The following is an 18,702-nucleotide window of genomic DNA, read 5'->3' on the forward strand; positions in this document are numbered from 1 at the left end:
GGCTCGGGTGGGGTTCTGGTGGGAGTGGGTATTCGTTTGACCTGGTTGTTTGGGGTGCGGGAGCATGGGGACTCCGCTTCATCCGCAACCGCGCACCACTGCGAGTCGGCGTGGTCGCTACCCTGCCTGTATTCCCATTGGGCCGAACTAGGAGCCAGTAGCCGTGATCACGAGGATGTCGACGTTGTTCCTGCGTACGCTGCGCGAGGATCCGGCCGACGCCGAGGTGCCGAGCCACAAGCTGCTCGTGCGGGCCGGCTACGTGCGGCGCATCGCGCCGGGCATCTACTCGTGGCTGCCGCTGGGTCTGCGCGTGCTGCGCCGGGTCGAAGAGGTCGTGCGCCAGGAGATGGACGCCATCGGCGCGCAGGAGATCCACTTCCCCGCGCTGCTGCCCAAGGAGCCCTACGAGGCGTCCAACCGCTGGACCGAGTACGGGCCGAACCTGTTCCGGCTCAAGGACCGCAAGAACGCCGACTACCTGCTCGGGCCCACCCACGAGGAGCTGTTCACCCTCACCGTCAAGGGCGAGTACAGCTCCTACAAGGACTACCCGGTCATGCTGTACCAGATCCAGACCAAGTACCGGGACGAGGAGCGCCCCCGCGCCGGCATCCTGCGCGGCCGCGAGTTCGTCATGAAGGACTCCTACTCCTTCGACATCGACGACGAGGGCCTGTCGACGTCCTACCAGCGGCACCGCGACGCCTACATCAAGCTCTTCGACCGGGTGGGTCTGCGCTACGTGATCGTGGCGGCCACCTCCGGTGCGATGGGCGGTTCGGCGTCGGAGGAGTTCCTCGCCGAGAGCCCCACGGGTGAGGACACCTTCGTCCGCAGCACCGAATCCGGTTTCGCCGCCAACGTCGAGGCCGTGGTCACCCCCGCGCCGCCCGCGGAGTCCATTGAGGACAAGCCCGCCGCGGAGGTGCACCACACCCCGAGCACGCCGACCATCGAGTCGCTGGTCGACTTCCTCAACACCAACACCGACCGCAAGTTCACCGCTGCGGACACCCTGAAGAACGTGCTGGTCAAGACGCGCCAGCCGGGTTCGGACGAGTGGCAGCTGCTGGCGATCGGCGTGCCCGGCGACCGCGAGGTCGACATGAAGCGCCTCGAAGCCTCGCTGGAGCCGACCGAGGTCGCGCTGCTCGAAGAGCCCGACTTCACCGCCAACCCGTTCCTGGTCAAGGGCTACATCGGCCCGAAGGCGCTGCAGGAGAACGGCGTTCGCTACGTCGTCGACCCGCGCGTGGTCACCGGCACGGCTTGGGTCACCGGTGCGGACAAGACCGACCACCACGTGCTGGACCTGGTGTGCGGCCGGGACTTCACGCCGGACGGCACGATCGAGGCCGCCGAGGTCCGCGAGGGCGACCCGTCGCCCGACGGCAAGGGAACCCTGGTCGCCGCGCGCGGCATCGAGATCGGCCACATCTTCCAGCTCGGCCGCAAGTACGCCGACGCCTTCTCGCTGGACGCGCTCGGTCAGGACGGCAAGCCCAAGCGGATCACCATGGGCTCCTACGGCATCGGCGTGTCCCGCCTGGTCGCGGCCATCGCCGAGCAGAGCCACGACGACATGGGCCTGGCCTGGCCGCGCGAGGTGGCCCCGGCCGACGTGCACGTGGTCATCGCGGGCAAGGACGAGACCGTCCGGGCCCGCGCCGAGGAGATGGCGGCCGAGCTCGACGCGGCCGGCGTGCAGGTGATCCTCGACGACCGCACGGTCTCGCCGGGCGTGAAGTTCGCCGACGCCGAGCTGGTCGGCATCCCGTCGATCCTGGTGGTCGGCAAGGGCCTGGCCAACGGTGTCGTGGAGGTCCGCGACCGGCTCTCCGGCGAGCGCACCGAGGTCGCCGCCGACGACGCGGTGGCGCACCTGATCGACGTCGTGCGTGGCTGAATCTCGTCAGCGCACGCCCTGACCAGGGCGATCGCACTAGCCTCCGGTGGTGATCAACTGATCATCACCGGAGGCTTTGTCATGCGGTCCCTCTCACGTTTCCTCCTGCCCGCGCTGGCGGCGCTGACACTGGTCGCGCCCGTCGCGGCCCACGCCGCACCGGCCGCCGACGTCGCACCGTTGGCCCAGGCCCACGCGCACAACGACTACCTGCACGAACGTCCGCTGCTGGACGCGCTGGACCACGGGTTCACCAGCGTCGAGGCCGACATCTACCCGCTGGGCGACTCGCTGCTGATCGGCCACGACCCCTTCCAGCTCAACCCCGACCGGACCATCGAGTCGCTGTACCTGGACCCGCTGGTGGAGCGGCTCAACGCCGGAGGCGGCAGCATCTACCCGGGCCACGACACCGACTTCCAGCTGCTGGTCGACTTCAAGACCTTCGGCGAGGACGGCTACAAGCGGCTCGACGAGATCATGCGCGACCCCGAGTACGCGGGCCTGTTCACCCACTACGAGAACGGCACCGTCACCGAAGGACCGGTGACGGTGGTGATCTCCGGTGAGAAGCCGACCGAGTTCATCGAGGGCCAGACCGACCGCTACGCGTTCCTCGACGGCGGCACCGGCGGCTCGATCGGCGCCGATCCCCAGCTCGTTCCGCTGGTCTCCGACGACTGGACGCAGGTGTTCACCTGGAACGGCTCCGGCGACATGCCCGCCGAGGAGCGCGACGAGCTGGAGCGCATCGTCAACGACGCGCACGCCGCCGGTCAGCGCGTCCGCTTCTGGGCCACGCCGGACAGCGCGGGGACCGAGCGCGACGCGGTGTGGACCGTGCTCAAGGAGGTCGGCGTCGACCACATCAACACCGACGACCTCGCCGGACTCCAGGAGTTCCTGACCAGCTGAGAGTCTCTGCCGGAGTCGAATTTCACGCGAAATTCGGGACCGAGGTCTCGGGGTCGAATTTCGCGCGAAATTCGACCTCACCCGGCCAGGAAGCTCAGCCGCACCTTCCGGACCGGGTTGTCGACGTTGGTGTCCACCAGGCACACCGACTGCCAGGTGCCCAGCGCCATCTGCCCGCCCAGCACCGGGATCGTCGCGTAGGGCGGCACGAACGCGGGCATCACGTGGTCGCGGCCGTGACCGGGCGAGCCGTGGCGGTGCCGCCATCGGTCGTCGCCGGGCAGCAGGTCGCGCAGGGCGGTGAGCAGGTCGTCGTCGCTGCCCGCACCGGTCTCGATGATCGCCAGTCCCGCGGTCGCGTGCGGCACCCACACGTTGAGCAAACCGTCGCCGGCCCCGGCCGAGCTGAGGAACCGCCGGCACTCGTCGCGCAGATCGCGGACCACTTCGCTGCTACCGGTGCGGATCTCGATCTCTTCGCTGTGCATGCCCCAACCGTAGGCAGAGATCACCGCCGAGGCCTGATCGGTGCGAGGATGGTGGTCATGCGGAAGGCTTTCGACGCGAGTTTCGACGTCCCCGACGGCTACCTCAACACCGCGAGCATCGGCATCCCGCCGACCGACGCCGTCCGCAAGGTCTCCGAGGCGGTGGAGCGCTGGGGCCGCGGCTCGGACCGGCCGGGCGACTTCGACGAGCACGTGGCCACCGCCCGCGACGCCTTCGGCCGCCTCATCGGCGTCCCCGCCGACCGGGTCGCCATCGGCGCCAGCGCTTCTCAGGTGATCGGCCTGGTCGCGGCCAGCCTGCCCGACGACGCGCGGGTGCTGGTGGCCACCGACGACTTCACCAGCGTGCTGTTCCCGTTCGCCGCCCAGGCCGACCGCGGCGTCACCGTCACCGAGGTCGACCTGGACGAAATCGGCGAGCGCGCACCGGAATTCGACCTCGTCGCGGTCAGCGCCGTGCAGTCCAAGGACGGCCGCATCGCCGACTTCGAAGGGCTCCAGCTGGCCAAGCAGGAGCACGGCACCCGCGTGCTGCTCGACGTCACGCAGGCCGCCGGTTGGATGCCGCTGCGGCTCGACTGGGCGGACTGGGTGGCAGGCGCCGGGTACAAGTGGCTGATGGCCCCGCGCGGCTCGGCCTGGCTGGCGGTCCACCCCGACGCGCCGCGACCCGTTCCGCACAGCGCCAACTGGTACGCCGCCGAGGACCCGTGGGAGGCCACCTACGGCCTGCCGCTGCGGCTGTCCGGTGACGCGCGCGGGCTGGACATCTCGCCCGTGTGGCTCGCGCAGGTCGGCGCGGCGGCGTCGATGGAGTGGCTGGCCGGTCTGGACCTGGCCGGAGTCGCCGAGCACTGCAGCGGCTTGGCCGACGGGTTCCGGGCGGAGCTCGGGATGCCGGCGGCCGGGTCGGCGATCGTGTCGGTGGCAGGCCAGGATGCCGTGGCCAAGCTCACGGCCGCCGGTGTGGCCTGCGCCAGCCGCGGGGGCCAGGCCAGGGTGTCGTTCCACCTCTACAACACCGCCGAGGACGTCGAAAGGGCGGTCCGCGCACTGCTCTGATCAGCGCAACCGGGTATCGGGTTGTCCATCCCGTAATCCACAACCGCTACCGTAGGCACTCGTGTCAGACCGACAGGGTGTGCCTGAAGACGTGACGGGAGCGCACGGCAACACGCAGCGTGATACCGCGCCGTTGAGGCGGGACAACGCCTACATCAGGCAGGACCGCCAGGTGGCCGCACCGACCCCGGAGCACGCCACCAGGCCGGTGATCACGCATTCGCCGACGCCGCAGCAAGCGCCTCACCCGGCGCCGCAGCAGCCGTACCCGGGCACCAGCAGACAGTCCGCGCCGCCGCCCCCGCCGCCGAGGCAGCAGCGGTCGCAGGGCGTCACGCCGATGGGCTGGGCGCTGCGGGGACTCGTGCTGCTGCTGATCGCGGTCGTGTCCGGACTGATCTGGAGCGCCATCAAGCCCGATGACGAGGTCGCCGCGCCGCCACCGCTGAAGCTGCGCTACGACTTCACCCTGGTCCGCAAGGAGGAGGCGTTCCAGGGCTGCAAGGGCGTCTCGACCGACTCCATCCAGAACTTCTTCAGCAAGCAGGAGTGCGACCACCTCACCCGCGCGCTCTACACGACGACCCTGCCCGACGGCCGCCGCGTCCTCACCTCGGTGATCACCGTGCTGATGCCGACGCCGCAGTTCGCCACCCAGCTCAACGAGCTGACCACCAAGGACGGCACCGGCAACATCCGGGACCTGGTGGACGACGAGCGCGACGGCACCAGCGACATGCCCGACCTCGACGACGCGGCCTACGCCTCGGGGCGGCAGGACCGGCTGGTCGTGATCGGTGACTCGGCGTTCTACGGCAAGTCCTCGAAGAAGGACCCAGCGCTCAGCGACGTCACCAACGAGGCCCTCAAGCTGGGCTGGCCCCAGGACCAGGCGCCCAAGTGACCGGGCCCCTCAGCCGGCACCGCGGCTGACTACGCCCGTTGGCCGGGGAATTTCTCCGCGGCGGGCTGGCGTCCCAGCGTCAGCCGCCAGCGGGTCGCCCTGGTGGCGGAGGTCGTCAGGCCGTCCAGCGCGGCGCTGCGCATCCCGGCGTCCTCGGTGCTGTCGAGCACGGAGCGCCAGCCGACCTGGCAGTCGCTCTCGGTGGTGATCAGCAGCTCGATCGCCTTCGACTGGTCGGCCACGTCGCCGCCGACGTCGTAGGCGGGCTGGGCAGGGGTCGGTGTCAGGCCCGCCTGCCGCATCGCCTGCTCGGCGGTGTCGCGCAGCCGGGTGTGCGCGTCGACGGCCTCCTCGATCGCGCTGCGCACGCGTGCCTCGCCGACGAAGGCGTTGGCCAGCCCGTAGACCCACAGGGCCGCGTGCTCGGCGCCCAGCGCGTCGCCGAGGGCCTTGGCGGCCTGCTCCGAGATCTCGCTCAACCCAGCACCTCCTGCAAGCACGCACAACTCGCGGACACCGACGCCACCATCCCCGCGCGGTAGCCGGACAACCCGGGAACGAGCTTCGCCGCCTGCTCCTGGCCCTCGCGCACGGCCGCGCGCAGCGCGTCGGCGGCGGCTTCGGCGGAGGCGGGCGCCTTCTTCGGGGCCGGATCGGGCACCGACGGCGGGTCCTCGGGGTCGCGCGGCGCGACCCGGTCGATCTCCCGCTGCAACGCGCTGGCGTGCGCCGTTCGCGCCGCGGCGAGCTCGCGCGCCGTCTCGGCCATCCCGGAGTGCCTGCGGGCGATCGCGTTCGCCAGCGCGGCATCGGCCTTCGCGGCGGTCGCCAGCGGCAGCAGCTGATCGGGCTCGTCGGAGCCGGTGCCGCACGCGGCCAGCACGGCCACTGCGGGCGCGGCGGCGAACAGCCGCAGAACACGTCGGCGCTCGATCACCGGCAGGGATGCGCGGGGGAGTTCCACGACGACCTATCCTGCCAGGCACCGCGATCAACGCGCGCACCCTGGGTGCCACCGCAGGGGCGGTGGGACCGGTGATCCATTCAGGGCTGTGCGCAATCCGCCGATCGTTAAGGTCCCGCGTCGCGCTCGGGTGCGGGCGGACGCGATACCCTGGGCGACCGCGGCCGGAGCAGACCGGACGCGGGCGGTTCGTGCCCGCGATTCGGGCCCGGATCGCGATGCATGAGGTCTTCTGAGACCACGAACCGAAACCTAGGAGTGCCAACGTGTCCAGCCCGCCGCGTGGTGAGATCACCGCGCAGCTGGAGCCCGTCGTCGCCGAGGCCGTCGCCGAAAAGGGCTTCGACCTCGAAGAGCTCGACGTGCAGCAGGCCGGTCGTCGCCGGCTGGTCAAGGTCGTCATCGACTCCGATGACGGTGTCGGCCTCGACGACATCACCGAGGTGAGCCGCTCGGTCGCCAAGGTTCTGGACGCGCACGAGCACGTGCTGGCCGGCTCCTACACGCTGGAGGTCACCTCGCCCGGCGTGGACCGGCCGCTGACCAAGCAGCGACACTGGAAGCGCGCCCGCAACCGGCTGGTGAAGATCCGGCTGACCAGCGGCGAGCAGCTGGTGGCGCGGGTCGGCAGCGCGGATGATGAGAGCGTGCAGGTGCTGGTGGGCGCTGAGATCCGCCAGGTGGCCTACCGTGATGTGGAGCGCGCGGTGGTCGAGGTGGAGTTCCAGCAGCCACCGGCGGAAGACCTGGTCAAGCTGGAGCGGGCTGCGAGCGGCGTTTCCCAGCAGGGGGACGACCGGGAAGACACGGAGGAGTCGAGGTGAACGTCGACATCGCGGCGCTGCGGGCGATCGAACGCGACAAGGACATCCCGTTCGAGACGGTCCTTGAAGCGATCGAATCGGCACTGCTCACCGCATACCGTCACACCGAGGGGCACCAGCCGCACGCGCGGGTGGAGGTCGACCGCAAGACCGGCATCGTGCGGGTCATCGCGCACTCCCTCAACGCCGACGGCAGCGTTTCCGAGGAGTGGGACGACACCCCGGAGGGGTTCGGGCGGATCGCGGCGACGACCGCGCGGCAGGTCATCCTGCAGCGGCTGCGCGACGCGGAGCACGAGCGGACCTTCGGCGAGTTCGCCGCCAAGGAAGGCGAGATCATCGGTGGCGTGATCCAGCGCGACGCGCGGGCCAACTCGCGCGGCATGGTGATCGTGCAGATCGGTGACAGCGAAGGCGTCATCCCCGGTGCCGAGCAGGTCCCGGGGGAGAACTACGAGCACGGCACCCGGATCAAGTGCTACGTCTACGGCGTGGCGCGCAGCGCCCGGGGTCCGCAGATCTCGCTGTCGCGCACCCACCCGAACCTGGTCCGCCGGCTGTTCGCGCTGGAGGTCCCGGAGATCGCCGACGGCACCGTGGAGATCCCGGCGGTCGCGCGCGAGGCCGGGCACCGGTCGAAGATCGCGGTGCGGTCCACGGTCAGCGGCGTCAACGCCAAGGGCGCCTGCATCGGCCCGATGGGCGCGCGGGTCCGCAACGTGATGAGCGAGCTGGGCGGCGAGAAGATCGACATCATCGATCACTCGGACGACCCGGCGACCTTCGTCGGCAACGCGCTGTCGCCGGCCAAGGTGGTCTCGGTCGAGGTGGTCGACGAGCGCACCAAGACCGCGCGGGTGATCGTGCCGGACTTCCAGCTCTCGCTGGCGATCGGCAAGGAAGGCCAGAACGCGCGGCTGGCGGCCCGGCTGACCGGCTGGCGGATCGACATCCGCAGCGACGCCGACCCGTCGTCGCCGACCACGACGAGCGGCCAGGCACCCGTCCAGCCGACCGGTCCGGACCCGGCGGTTGAGGGACTGCCCACCGTGGGTTCGGCTGAGTGACGCCCTCGGGTTAGAATCGTTAACGAGGCTCGACGCGAGGGGAGCGATCAATCCACACGAGTGCACCCGGGAATGGCCAGCGCCATGTGCCGGTTCGTACGTGCGTGGGTTGTCGTACTCGGACGTCGGCCGTTGAGCTGCTACGCGTGGTGGCTGAGGTCGGTGGTTCGGGTCCCGTCGCGGTTCCCGATCCGCGGCATCGGCGACCGGGTCGGGGAGCCTGGCTGCACCCTGACCCGGCTTGCCTTCGTCTAGCCGAACGGCGCCGGGCTTTTCCGCGGGCACTTCGAGTGCCGGGATCTCTCGACACCTCAGCCGTGCAACACCACTTGAGTGCCGGGCAACCGCCCGCGGTGGCTCAGGACATGACCGACGCGGGATCCGTCCCGCGCCAGGCAACCGAAGGAAAGCAGGTCGACCCGTCATGAATCAGCCGTGAAGCTGAAGCCATGAACGCGCATCGGCGATAGGACGAGGTCGAGCGGGACTGCCGCCCGGCCTCACCCAGATGAGGAGAGCAGTGGCAGGCAAGGCCCGCGTACATGAGCTCGCTAAAGAGCTCGGTGTCACCAGCAAGGAAGTACTGAACAAGCTCGCCGAGCAGGGCGAGTACGTCAAGTCTGCGTCCTCCACCGTGGAAGCCCCGGTGGCTCGCAGGCTCCGTGACGCATATGTCAAGTCGTCGAAGAAGAGCGGCGACAACGGCAAGCCCTCTCAGAGCGACAAGGCTGTCAGTACCGGAGGGGCGGCTGGATCGTCAGCCCCCAAGCCTGGACCCAAGCCCGGCCCGCGCGCCGAGGCACCCAAGCCCGGCCCGAAGCCGGGTCCGAAACCGACCCCCAAGCCCGAACCGAAGGCCGAAGAGCCGGCCCCGGCCGCTCAGGCGGAGCCGAAGGCCGAGGCTCCCAAGGTCGAAGAGCCCAAGTTCGAGCAGCCCAAGGCCGAGCCCCAGGGCGACAAGCCCAAGGGCGACGCCAAGCCCGGCCCGAAGCCGGGTCCCAAGCCCGCGCCCAAGGCTCCGGGTGGCGACGGCGATGCCGCGCGCCCGAAGGCGCCCAAGCCGGGTCCGAAGCCCCCGCGCGTCGGCAACAACCCGTTCGGCGTCGGCCAGGGTGCTCCTCAGCAGCGCCCGGGTCGTCCCGGTCCGGGTCCGCGTCAGGACCGCGGTGGCCAGCAGGGCCCCGGTCGCGGTCGTGACGACCAGCGCCGTGGCGGTGGCCAGGGTGCCGGAACCGCTCCTGCCGGTGGCGGCAACAACGCCCCGCGCGGCGAAGGCGGCGGCGGTGGCGGCGGCGGTTCGCGCCCGAACCCGGGCATGATGCCTCCGCGTCCGAACCCCGGCATGATGCCTCCGCGTCCGGCCCGCGGTGGGCCCGGCGGTGGCCCTGGCGGCGGTCGTGGCCGTGGCGGTCCCGGCGGCGGTGGCGGCGGCGGTGGCGGCGGTCGTCCCGGTGGCGGTGGCGGTGGCTTCCGTCCCGGTGGCGGTGGCGGCGCTCCGGGTGGAGCTCCGGCCGGCGGTGGTTTCCGCGGTCGTCCCGGCGGCGGTGGCCGTCCGGGCGGTCCCGGTGGTCGCGGCGGCACGGCTGGTGCCTTCGGTCGCCCCGGCGGTCCCGCGAAGCGCGGTCGCAAGTCGAAGCGGCAGAAGCGCCAGGAGTACATGGAGAACATGCAGGCGCCGTCCGTCGGCGGCGTCCGCCTCCCGCGCGGTAACGGCGAGACCCTTCGCCTGCGCCGCGGTGCTTCGCTGACCGACTTCGCCGAGAAGATCAACGCCAACCCGGCTTCGCTGGTGCAGGCGATGTTCCACCTCGGTGAGATGGTCACCGCGACCCAGTCCGTCTCCGACGAGATCCTCGAGCTCCTCGGCCAGGAGATGAACTACAAGGTCGAGATGGTCTCCCCGGAGGACGAGGACCGGGAGCTGCTGCAGTCGTTCGACATCAACTACGGCGACCCGGGCTCCTCCGAGGAGGAGCTGGCCGCCCGTCCGCCGGTCGTGACCGTCATGGGTCACGTCGACCACGGTAAGACGCGGCTGCTGGACACCATCCGGAAGGCGAACGTGCAGGCCGGCGAGGCCGGCGGCATCACGCAGCACATCGGTGCCTACCAGGTCGTCACCGAGCTGGAGGGCAACGAGCGGCCCGTCACCTTCATCGACACCCCTGGTCACGAGGCGTTCACCGCCATGCGTGCCCGCGGTGCGAAGTCGACGGACATCGCCGTGCTGGTGATCGCCGCGGACGACGGCGTCATGCCGCAGACGGTCGAGGCGATCAACCACGCCCAGGCCGCCGGTGTGCCGATCGTGGTCGCGGTCAACAAGATCGACGTCGAGGGTGCGAACCCGGACAAGATCCGCCAGCAGCTCACCGAGTACAACCTGGTGGCCGAGGAGTACGGCGGCGAGACGATGTTCGTCGAGATCTCCGCCAAGCAGGGCACCAACATCGACGGTCTGCTGGAAGCGATCCTGCTGACCGCCGACGCCTCGCTGGATCTTCGGGCCAACCCGAAGATGTCGGCGCAGGGTGTCGCGATCGAGGCGCACCTGGACCGCGGTCGCGGTCCGGTGGCCACCGTGCTGGTGCAGCGAGGCACGCTGCGCGTCGGTGACTCGGTCGTCGCCGGTGACGCGTACGGCCGCGTTCGCCGCATGATCAACGAGAACGACGAGGACGTCACCGAGGCGATGCCGTCTCGTCCGGTCCAGGTCATCGGCTTCACGTCGGTGCCCGGTGCCGGTGACTCCTTCCTGGTGGTCGACGAGGACCGGGTCGCCCGGCAGATCGCCGACCGCCGCGGGGCCCGCATCCGCGAGGCGCAGAACGCCGCCAAGCGCAAGCGGGTCAGCCTCGAGGACCTGGACAAGGTGCTCAAGGAGACCAACCAGCTGAACCTGATCATCAAGGGTGACAACTCGGGTACCGTCGAGGCGCTCGAAGAGTCCCTGATGAAGATCGAGGTCGGCGAAGAGGTCGAGCTGCGGGTCATCCACCGCGGCGTCGGTGGCATCAACGAGTCCGACATCAATCTCGCCACCGCGGAGAACACCATCGTCCTGGGCTTCAACGTCCGGGCCGAGGGCAAGGCGGCCGAGGTCGCCAACCGCGAGGGCGTCGAGATCCGGTACTACTCGGTGATCTACCGCGCCATCGAGGACATCGAGCAGGCCCTCAAGGGCATGCTCAAGCCCGAGTACGAGGAAGTCGAGCTCGGTCGCGCCGAGATCCGCGAGGTCTTCAAGTCCTCGAAGGTCGGCACGATCGCCGGTTGCATGGTCACCGACGGCATCGTCAAGCGGAACGCGAAGGCGCGTCTGCTGCGGGACAACGTGGTGGTCGCCGAGAACCTCAGCATCAACTCGCTGAAGCGGTTCAAGGAAGACGCCACCGAGGTCCGCGACGGTTTCGAGTGCGGTCTGACCCTGGGGTCGTACAACGACCTCAAGGTGGGCGACATCATCGAGCCGTACGAGATGCGCGAGAAGCCTCGCGACTGACACCGCACCTGCGCAGGGGGTCCGCAACGGACCCCCTGCGCGGGCTCGGGGGAAGATTCCGCCCATGTACGTCGGTGCGCTCGAACTGGACGTGCTCTTCGGTGACGTCCACTCGTTGAAGCAGAAGCGGGCCGTGGTCCGGCCGGTCCTGGCCGAACTCCGCCGCCGCTTCGAGGTCGCCGTCTCCGAAGCAGGCGACCAAGACCTCCACCGCCGCGCTCAGCTCGGAGTGGCGGCGGTCTCCGGCGACGCCGCGCACGTGCGCGAAGTCCTGGAGGCGTGCGAGCGGTTGGTAGCCGCCCGCCCCGAGCTGGAGCTCCTCTCCGCCCGCCATCGCATGCTGGGACCGGAGGACTAGGTTCATCGGTGGTGCCTGTGCTCAGCGCGGGTGGGGGAACCTGAGCGGCTCCGTGGTCTCCGCGCCACTGCTTGTGCATTCCGCTTACCCGAGGGGTGGACAACGGCGTCGCGGCGTGCTCGCCACGAAACCGCTCAGAAACCCCCGGCGGTGCGAGCTGCTCAGGTGCTCACCAGAAGGGGAAAGTGGCTCCGCCACTTCGAGAACGATGTTGGACCCACCCGCCGGAGCACCGCGGGTGTCGAAGCTTTCTTGCAAGAAGGAGGTGCGTCGTGGCTGATACGGCGCGCGCCCGCAGGCTGGCCAAGCGCATCGCGCAGATCGTCGCGTCCGGGCTGGAGCACGAGGTCAAGGACCCGCGACTGGCGATGGTGACGATCACCGATGCGCGAGTCACCCCGGATCTGCGGGACGCCACGGTCTACTACACCGTCTTCGGCGACGACGCCGACTACGCCTCGACGGCGGCCGCGCTCAACAGCGCCACCGGCGTGCTGCGCTCCCGGGTCGGCGACCAGACCGGGGTCCGGTTCACGCCGACCCTGACGTTCGTCGCGGACACCGTCCCGGACCAGGCCCGCCGGATGGAGGAGCTGCTCGCCAAGGCCAAGGAGGCCGACGACGAGGTCGCACGACTGGCCTCCGGTGCGGTCCCGGCCGGCGACGCGGACCCCTACCGCACGAGCGCTGACACCGAGGATGATGATGACGACACCGACGGTGTCGATGACGAGGACTTTTCCGACGCCGATGTGCGTCGTGGCCCACAAGGTGGTTGAGTCGCGGCGCCGAATCGGGTGCGTTGGTCATCGGTGGCTCTGACAGGGCCGCCGATGACGTGGAGGTGACGTGTGCGCGGGCAACCCGAGACCGCCGGCCAGCAGGGCGACCCGGAGACGGGCGAGTCCCTGCGAGAGGCCGTCGCGGCAGCTGCGGGCAAGCTCGCGGCAGCACCGGACGTGACCCTGTTCGGGCACGTCAACCCCGATGCCGACGCCCTGGGCAGCGCGCTCGCGCTGGGCAGGGCGCTGAAGAAGCGCGGTAGCGAGGTCCGGGTGTCCTTCGGGCATCCGGACAAGCCCGCGCACTCGCTGCGCGACCTCGACGTCGACGGGCTCATCGTGCCCCCGTCGGAGGTTCCCCCCGCGCCGCCGCTGCTGGTCGTGTGCGACTCGGGCAGCCTCGGTCGGCTGGGCAGGCTCGCCGACCGCGTCAAGGGCACCATCGCCGCGGGTGGTGAGGTGATCGTCCTCGACCACCACATCGCCAACACCCGCTACGGCACCCTGCACGTCCTCGACGAGTCCGCCGAGGCCACGGTGCTGCTGGTGCTGCGGCTGCTCGACGAGCTCGGCGCGGAACTGGACCTGCCGACCGCCCGCTGCCTGTACGCCGGGCTGGTCACCGACACCCGCTCGTTCCGGCACGCCAGCGCCGAGGTGCACCGGGTCGCGGCCCGGCTGCTCGATGCGGGCGTCGATCCCGAGGCGACCACCAAGCCGCTGCTCGACACCCACCCGTTCGGGTTCCTGGGCATGCTCGCCGGTGTGCTGTCGAAGGCCGAGCTGGAGCCGTCCGCGGCCCAGGGCCTGGGCTTCGTGCACACCACCGTCCGCAAGGACCAGTCCGAGGGGTTGGGCAGCGAGGACGTCGACAGCGTCATCGACCTCATCCGCACCACCGGTGAGGCCGAGGTCGCGGCGGTCCTCAAGGAGATCGGCCCCGATCACTGGTCGGTGTCGCTGCGCGCGAACAGCCGCGTCGACGTCAGCCACGCGGCCAACGCCTGCGGAGGCGGCGGCCACCGGCTCGCCTCCGGCTTCACGGCTCGCGGCGAGGAGCACGAGATCCTCGCCGGGATCCGCAAGGCCCTCGAAGAAGCCCCTCTCCTCGGCCCCTGAGGCTCGCCCTCCCGCGAAGCCGTCGAATTTCGCGCGAAATTCGAAGGCTGAAGTTCGGGGTCGAATTTCGCGCGAAATTCGAAGTCCTCACCCGGTCGGGTTTCGTGCTGGCTGGGTCAGGAGCGCTTGCGAGCTCGGAACGCGGCCACGTGCATGCGGTTGGCGCAGCGCGGTGAGCAGAAGCGCTTCGCCTGGTTCGTCGAGGTGTCCAGGTAGTACGTCGAGCACCCCTCCGCCTCGCAGCGTCCCCAGCGGGCGGTGCCGTGCGCGACGATGCCCTGGGCCAGGCCCCACGCCGCCGCAGCGGCGACCTCGTCGACCGCGGGGGCGTCGGGGCCGGCGACGTGGACGTGCCAGTTGGGCGCTCCGTCGTGGCCGCCGTGACCGGAGAGCCGGGGGCGCGGGGGATGGGCGGCCAGCAGCGCGTTGATCTCGGTGCGGACCGTCTCGTCCTGGGCCGGCCCGTCCGAAGCCATCATGGCGGCCAGCGCCCGGCGCAGGCCCTCGGAGACCTCCCGCAGCAGGGGCAGGTCGGAGTCCCGGAGGCGGTCGGCCCACCAGGGCTCGTCGCGCAGCGCGGCGCGGACGGCCTCGACGTCGGTCAGCTCGGCGTTGGCGAGCCGGAGCGCGACCTCGATGTAATCGGCGCTGTCCACTGACGCTCCTTACCGCTACCCTGTGTCAGGGTCGAACCCATCAATCGCAGCTTACAAGGGAGATGACGTGTCCGAGGCCGGGGAACGCGTGTCACCGCGCAAGGTGCTGGGGCTCGCCGTCCCCGCGCTGGGCGTGCTGGCGGCCGAGCCGCTGTACGTGCTGGTCGACACGGCCGTGGTCGGTCACCTCGGGGCCGTCCCGCTCGCCGGGCTCGCGCTCGGCGGCACCCTGTTCACGCTGATCTCCAGCCAGCTGACCTTCCTGACCTACGGCACCACCGCGCGCACCGCCCGGCTGCACGGCGCCGGTCGGCGCACCGAAGCCGTCGCCGAGGGCGTGCAGGCCACCTGGCTCGGGATCGCCGTCGGCGTGGTGCTGCTGCTGATCGCCCAGCTGGTCGCCACGCCCGTCGCGGAGCTGCTGGCGGGGCCCGGACCGGTCGCCGACGCCGCCGGGACCTGGCTGCGCATCGCGCTCTGCGGAGCCCCGCTGGTGCTGATCACCATGGCGGGCAACGGCTGGATGCGCGGTGTCCAGGACACGGTCCGCCCGCTGCGCTACACGCTCATCGGCAACGGCGTGTCCGCCGTGCTGTGCCCGATCCTGGTCTACCCGATGGGCCTCGGGCTGGAGGGTTCGGCGATCGCGAACCTGATCGGCCAGAGCATCGCCGCCGCCCTGTTCATCCGCGCCCTGCTCGTGGAGAAGGCGCCGCTGCGCCCCGACGGGGCCCTGATGCGCGCTCAGCTCGGACTCGGCCGCGACCTGGTGCTGCGCACGATGGCCTTCCAGGTCTGCTTCCTGTCGGCGACCTCGGTGGCCGCCCGCACCGGGGCCGAGACGGCGGCGGCGCACCAGGTCGTGTGGCAGCTGTGGATGTTCCAGTCGCTGGTGCTGGACTCGCTGGCCATCGCCGCCCAGTCGCTGGTCGGCGCCGCCCTCGGCAGCGGTTCGGTGCCGCGCGCGAAGGCCGTCGCCAAGCAGGTGACCTGGTACAGCCTGGTGTTCGGGTGCGGATTGGCCGTGTTCTTCACCGCCGTGTCCGGCGTGCTGCCGTCGGTGTTCACCACCGATGCCGCCGTGCTCGCCGAGATGCCGCACGCCTGGTGGTTCTTCGTGGCGGTGCAGCCGGTGGCGGGCGTGGTCTTCGCGCTGGACGGGGTGTTCCTTGGCGCGGGCGACGCCGCCTACCTGCGCACCGCGACGATCCTCAGCGCCGTCATCGGCTACCTGCCGCTGATCTGGCTGGCGCTGGCCTTCGGCTGGGGCCTGGCCGGGATCTGGACCGGGCTGAGCCTGTTCATGGTGCTGCGGATGATCACGCTGCTGCTGCGGGCCCGCTCCGGCAAGTGGGCCGTGGTCGGCACGACCCCCGCGGCAGCGGCGGCCTGACCCTGGCGGAATCGCGCGGCGCCGGGTCGGGAATGATGGTTCGCCGTGTCCGCGCAATCCCGCAAACAGAGTCCCGCCGTTCCTCCCGGCCTGCTGGTGGTCGACAAACCGGCGGGGATGACCTCGCACGACGTCGTCTCCCGAGTTCGCCGCATCATGGGCACCCGCAAGGTCGGGCACGCGGGGACGCTGGACCCGATGGCCACCGGCGTGCTGGTGCTCGGCCTGGAGCGCGCGACCAAGCTGCTGGGCCACCTCGCGCTGGACACCAAGGCGTACCTGGCCACCATCACCCTCGGCGCGTCGACCACGACCGACGACGCCGAAGGTGAGGTCGTCTCCTCGGCCGACGCGTCCGGTGTGGACGAGACCGCGATCCGCGACGGGGTCGCGGCGCTGACCGGGGAGCTGGAGCAGGTGCCCAGCGCGGTCAGCGCGGTCAAGATCAACGGCCGTCGCGCCTACGACATCGCGCGCAGCGGGGAGACCGTCGAGCTCGCCGCCCGCCCGGTCACCGTCTCCCGCTTCGACGTGCTCGCGCTGCGGCGCACCGACGAGACCACCGAACTGGACGTGCTGGTGGAGTGCTCCTCGGGCACCTACGTGCGCGCGCTGGCCCGCGACCTCGGGGAAGGGCTCGGCGTCGGGGGACACCTCACGGCGCTGCGCCGCACCCGGGTCGGGCCGTTCGGGCTGGCCACGGCGCGCACCCTCGACCAGCTGGAGGAGACCCCCGAGCTGTCGATGGGGCTGGACCAGGCCGTCGAGACCGCCTTCCCCCGCCGCAACGTCGACGCCTCCACCGCTCGCGCGCTGTCGCACGGGCAGGTCGTGACCGCGGCCGGCGTCGAGGGGACCTACGGGATGTTCGACCCCGACGGCCGGGCGGTGGCACTCGTCCGCGACCGGGGCCGCACGGCCAAGGCAGTCCTGGTCATCATCCCCGGGAACTGACGGCGCGTTCACCCGACTGGATTGCCGATTCGAATTTCGCGCGAAATTCGAGCCCGAAAGTTCCGACTCGAATTTCGCGCGAAATTCGAATCGGGGTGGGACGCGGGAGTGCTCGGGCGGCTCCGGTGCGCGGGTTCGAAACCACCGCTGGGCGCGTGATCGTTCGGGGGAAGTAGGCTTCCGGGTCGTGCAGCGTTGGCGTGGTTTGGAGCAGCTTCCCGGTGGTTGGGGCCGTTGCGTGGTCACCATCGGTGTCTTCGACGGTGTGCATCGCGGTCACCAGAAACTCATCGCGCACGCGGTGCAGAAGGCTCGGCGGCGGGGCGTTCCCTGCGTGCTGATGACCTTCGACCCGCACCCCGCGGAGGTCGTGCGCCCGGGGAGCCACCCGGCGCAGCTGACCACGTTGCAGCGGCGGGCCGAGCTCGTCGAGCAGCTGGGCGTGGACGTGTTCTGCGTGCTGCCGTTCACCCGCGAGCTGTCCCGGGTGCCCGCCGAGGGGTTCGCGCACGAGGTCCTCGTCGAGAAGCTGCACGCCGCCGAGGTCGTGGTGGGGGAGAACTTCACCTTCGGCCACAAGGCGGCCGGCAACATCGACCTGCTCACCAAGCTCGGCGAGCGCTTCGGCTTCGAGGTCGCCTCCGACGCGCTGGTGTCCGGACCGGTGGAGCGCTCGGACGACGCCGATGGCACGTCGGTGACGTTCTCCTCCACCTACATCCGCGCGTGCATCGACGCGGGTGACGTGGTGGCCGCGGCCTCGGCGCTGGGACGCCACCACCGCATCGAGGGCATCGTGGTGCGCGGCGCGGGTCGCGGCGGCAAGGAGCTGGGCTTCCCGACGGCCAACCTGTCCACGCCGGACTACACGGCGATCCCCGCCGACGGCGTCTACGCGGCGTGGTTCACCCACCGCAGGCGTGGCGCGTCCCAGCCGGGACCGGCGATGCCGGCTGCGGTGTCGGTGGGCAGCAACCCGACGTTCTCCGGAACCGAGCGCACCGTCGAGGCCTTCGTGCTCGACGTGGACGCCGACTTCTACGGCGAGCACGTCGATCTGGACTTCGTGCAGCGGCTACGGGCAATGGAGCGCTACGACTCGGTGGACGCGCTGATCGACCAGATGAACGCCGACGTCGCCGAGACCCGCCGAATCCTCGGGGTGCGGGAGTGAGCTCCGCCGCCGGGAGGAACAGGTTTTCGGATTCTCGACCCCGTGCGGCCGGTGAGCTGGCAGGATTCGAGTCCGGATCATCCCGGGTTCGTCGGGGTGGCGGTCACGCAGGGGGAGCGAAGGTGACGGAGAGCAGCAGCGTCCAGCGAAATCTGGCTCTGCAGCGGCAGTGGTACGGCGAGCCGCTGGGAGACCGGGTGCGCCGACTGGTCGTCGCCTTCCGCATCTCGCAGGCCCAGCTGGCCGACGTGCTCGGCATCAGCGCTCCCATGCTCAGCCAGGTGATGAGCGGCCGCCGCGCCAAGATCGGCAACCCGCAGGTGCTGGCCCGGCTGGTGATGCTGGAGCGCAAGGTCCTCATCCCGGGCGTGGCCGCGGGCGAGTCGGACGCGATCAAGCAGGCACTGGAGGACGTGCGCCAGTCGCAGCCCTCGGTGGGGCGCGACAACCTGCCGGTCAAGCAGACCGCCAACGGCGAGCAGATCGCCTGGCCGGTGCTGCTGGAGGTCGCCAAGCCCACCGAGCTGGAGGCCGCGGCCTCGTTATTGGAGGGCCGCTACCCACGCCTCGCAGGGCTCCTGCGTCGAGCCGCCGACAGCGAGTAGCCGGG

General features: G+C 70.7%; 19 protein-coding genes. 15 read left to right on the plus strand and 4 right to left on the minus strand.

Going from position 1 to position 18,702, the window contains the following annotated elements:
* Positions 1-163 precede the first annotated feature (163 nt).
* Positions 164-1,909, plus strand: coding sequence for a proline--tRNA ligase (locus E1181_RS13775; RefSeq protein WP_132674729.1), 1,746 nt, complete (start codon positions 164-166; stop codon positions 1,907-1,909).
* Between the two features lie 81 nt (positions 1,910-1,990).
* On the plus strand, positions 1,991-2,824 hold the full coding sequence (locus E1181_RS13780; RefSeq protein WP_132674731.1) for a phosphatidylinositol-specific phospholipase C/glycerophosphodiester phosphodiesterase family protein: 834 nt from the start codon (positions 1,991-1,993) through the stop codon (positions 2,822-2,824).
* Between the two features lie 77 nt (positions 2,825-2,901).
* Here the strand turns inward: E1181_RS13780 and E1181_RS13785 are convergent, their stop codons facing one another.
* The gene (locus tag E1181_RS13785) at positions 2,902-3,312 is read right to left on the minus strand and encodes a YjbQ family protein (RefSeq protein ID WP_132674733.1); all 411 of its coding nucleotides are present in this window, start codon (positions 3,310-3,312) and stop codon (positions 2,902-2,904) included.
* Positions 3,313-3,369: 57 nt separating this feature from the next.
* Between E1181_RS13785 and E1181_RS13790 the strand changes: the two genes are divergently transcribed.
* Positions 3,370-4,395, plus strand: a complete 1,026-nt coding sequence (locus tag E1181_RS13790) for an aminotransferase class V-fold PLP-dependent enzyme (RefSeq protein ID WP_132674735.1) — start codon at positions 3,370-3,372, stop codon at positions 4,393-4,395.
* Positions 4,396-4,456: 61 nt separating this feature from the next.
* Positions 4,457-5,299 (plus strand): hypothetical protein, encoded by an 843-nt coding sequence (locus E1181_RS13795; RefSeq protein WP_235876750.1) that lies wholly within the window; start codon positions 4,457-4,459, stop codon positions 5,297-5,299.
* 29 nt (positions 5,300-5,328) lie between these two features.
* On the opposite strand, the gene E1181_RS13800 is transcribed toward E1181_RS13795, so the two are convergent.
* Together E1181_RS13800 and E1181_RS13805 are read right to left on the minus strand one after the other, a co-directional pair.
* A complete protein-coding gene (locus E1181_RS13800; RefSeq protein WP_132674737.1) occupies positions 5,329-5,778 on the minus strand; it encodes a ferritin-like domain-containing protein in 450 nt (149 codons plus the stop codon).
* Positions 5,775-6,263 carry a hypothetical protein gene (locus E1181_RS13805; protein ID WP_132674739.1) on the minus strand — a complete coding sequence of 163 codons (489 nt, stop codon included), beginning with the start codon at positions 6,261-6,263 and terminating at the stop codon, positions 5,775-5,777. Before E1181_RS13805 ends, E1181_RS13800 begins: the two co-directional genes overlap by 4 nt.
* A gap of 266 nt (positions 6,264-6,529) precedes the next feature.
* Between E1181_RS13805 and rimP the strand changes: the two genes are divergently transcribed.
* The 7 genes from rimP to E1181_RS13840 all read left to right on the plus strand — a co-directional run bounded on the left by rimP (position 6,530) and on the right by E1181_RS13840 (position 13,915).
* The gene (gene rimP, locus E1181_RS13810) at positions 6,530-7,087 is read left to right on the plus strand and encodes a ribosome maturation factor RimP (protein ID WP_132620751.1); all 558 of its coding nucleotides are present in this window, start codon (positions 6,530-6,532) and stop codon (positions 7,085-7,087) included.
* Positions 7,084-8,154: a transcription termination factor NusA gene (gene nusA / locus E1181_RS13815; RefSeq protein ID WP_132674741.1), complete on the plus strand. Its 1,071-nt coding sequence runs from the start codon at positions 7,084-7,086 to the stop codon at positions 8,152-8,154. Before rimP ends, nusA begins: the two co-directional genes overlap by 4 nt.
* A 149-nt stretch (positions 8,155-8,303) precedes the next feature.
* Positions 8,304-8,582 (plus strand): YlxR family protein, encoded by a 279-nt coding sequence (locus E1181_RS13820; protein WP_235876758.1) that lies wholly within the window; start codon positions 8,304-8,306, stop codon positions 8,580-8,582.
* A 92-nt stretch (positions 8,583-8,674) separates the two neighbouring features.
* Positions 8,675-11,656 carry a translation initiation factor IF-2 gene (gene infB, locus E1181_RS13825; RefSeq protein ID WP_132674743.1) on the plus strand — a complete coding sequence of 994 codons (2,982 nt, stop codon included), beginning with the start codon at positions 8,675-8,677 and terminating at the stop codon, positions 11,654-11,656.
* 64 nt (positions 11,657-11,720) lie between these two features.
* Positions 11,721-12,014, plus strand: a complete 294-nt coding sequence (locus E1181_RS13830; protein WP_132674745.1) for a DUF503 domain-containing protein — start codon at positions 11,721-11,723, stop codon at positions 12,012-12,014.
* Between the two features lie 272 nt (positions 12,015-12,286).
* Positions 12,287-12,793, plus strand: coding sequence for a 30S ribosome-binding factor RbfA (rbfA, locus tag E1181_RS13835; protein ID WP_132674747.1), 507 nt, complete (start codon positions 12,287-12,289; stop codon positions 12,791-12,793).
* Between the two features lie 129 nt (positions 12,794-12,922).
* A complete protein-coding gene (locus tag E1181_RS13840) occupies positions 12,923-13,915 on the plus strand; it encodes a DHH family phosphoesterase (RefSeq protein WP_132674861.1) in 993 nt (330 codons plus the stop codon).
* Positions 13,916-14,031: 116 nt separating this feature from the next.
* Here the strand turns inward: E1181_RS13840 and E1181_RS13845 are convergent, their stop codons facing one another.
* Entirely contained in the window at positions 14,032-14,571 is a 540-nt protein-coding gene (locus E1181_RS13845; protein WP_132674749.1) for a CGNR zinc finger domain-containing protein, read from the minus strand.
* 67 nt (positions 14,572-14,638) lie between these two features.
* On the opposite strand from E1181_RS13845, the gene E1181_RS13850 reads away from it, so the two are divergent.
* The 4 genes from E1181_RS13850 (at position 14,639) to E1181_RS13865 (ending at position 18,697) form a co-directional block, all read left to right on the plus strand.
* Positions 14,639-15,964 carry an MATE family efflux transporter gene (locus tag E1181_RS13850; protein WP_132674751.1) on the plus strand — a complete coding sequence of 442 codons (1,326 nt, stop codon included), beginning with the start codon at positions 14,639-14,641 and terminating at the stop codon, positions 15,962-15,964.
* Between the two features lie 45 nt (positions 15,965-16,009).
* Complete coding sequence (gene truB, locus E1181_RS13855) at positions 16,010-16,918, plus strand: tRNA pseudouridine(55) synthase TruB (protein WP_132674753.1); 909 nt, start codon at positions 16,010-16,012, stop codon at positions 16,916-16,918.
* 187 nt (positions 16,919-17,105) lie between these two features.
* The gene (locus tag E1181_RS13860; protein WP_132674755.1) at positions 17,106-18,092 is read left to right on the plus strand and encodes a bifunctional riboflavin kinase/FAD synthetase; all 987 of its coding nucleotides are present in this window, start codon (positions 17,106-17,108) and stop codon (positions 18,090-18,092) included.
* A 122-nt stretch (positions 18,093-18,214) separates the two neighbouring features.
* Positions 18,215-18,697, plus strand: coding sequence for a helix-turn-helix domain-containing protein (locus E1181_RS13865; protein ID WP_132674757.1), 483 nt, complete (start codon positions 18,215-18,217; stop codon positions 18,695-18,697).
* The last annotated feature ends 5 nt before the right edge of the window (positions 18,698-18,702 follow it).

The sequence above is a fragment of the Saccharopolyspora terrae genome (genome assembly GCF_004348435.1).
Lineage (GTDB): Bacteria > Actinomycetota > Actinomycetes > Mycobacteriales > Pseudonocardiaceae > Saccharopolyspora > Saccharopolyspora endophytica.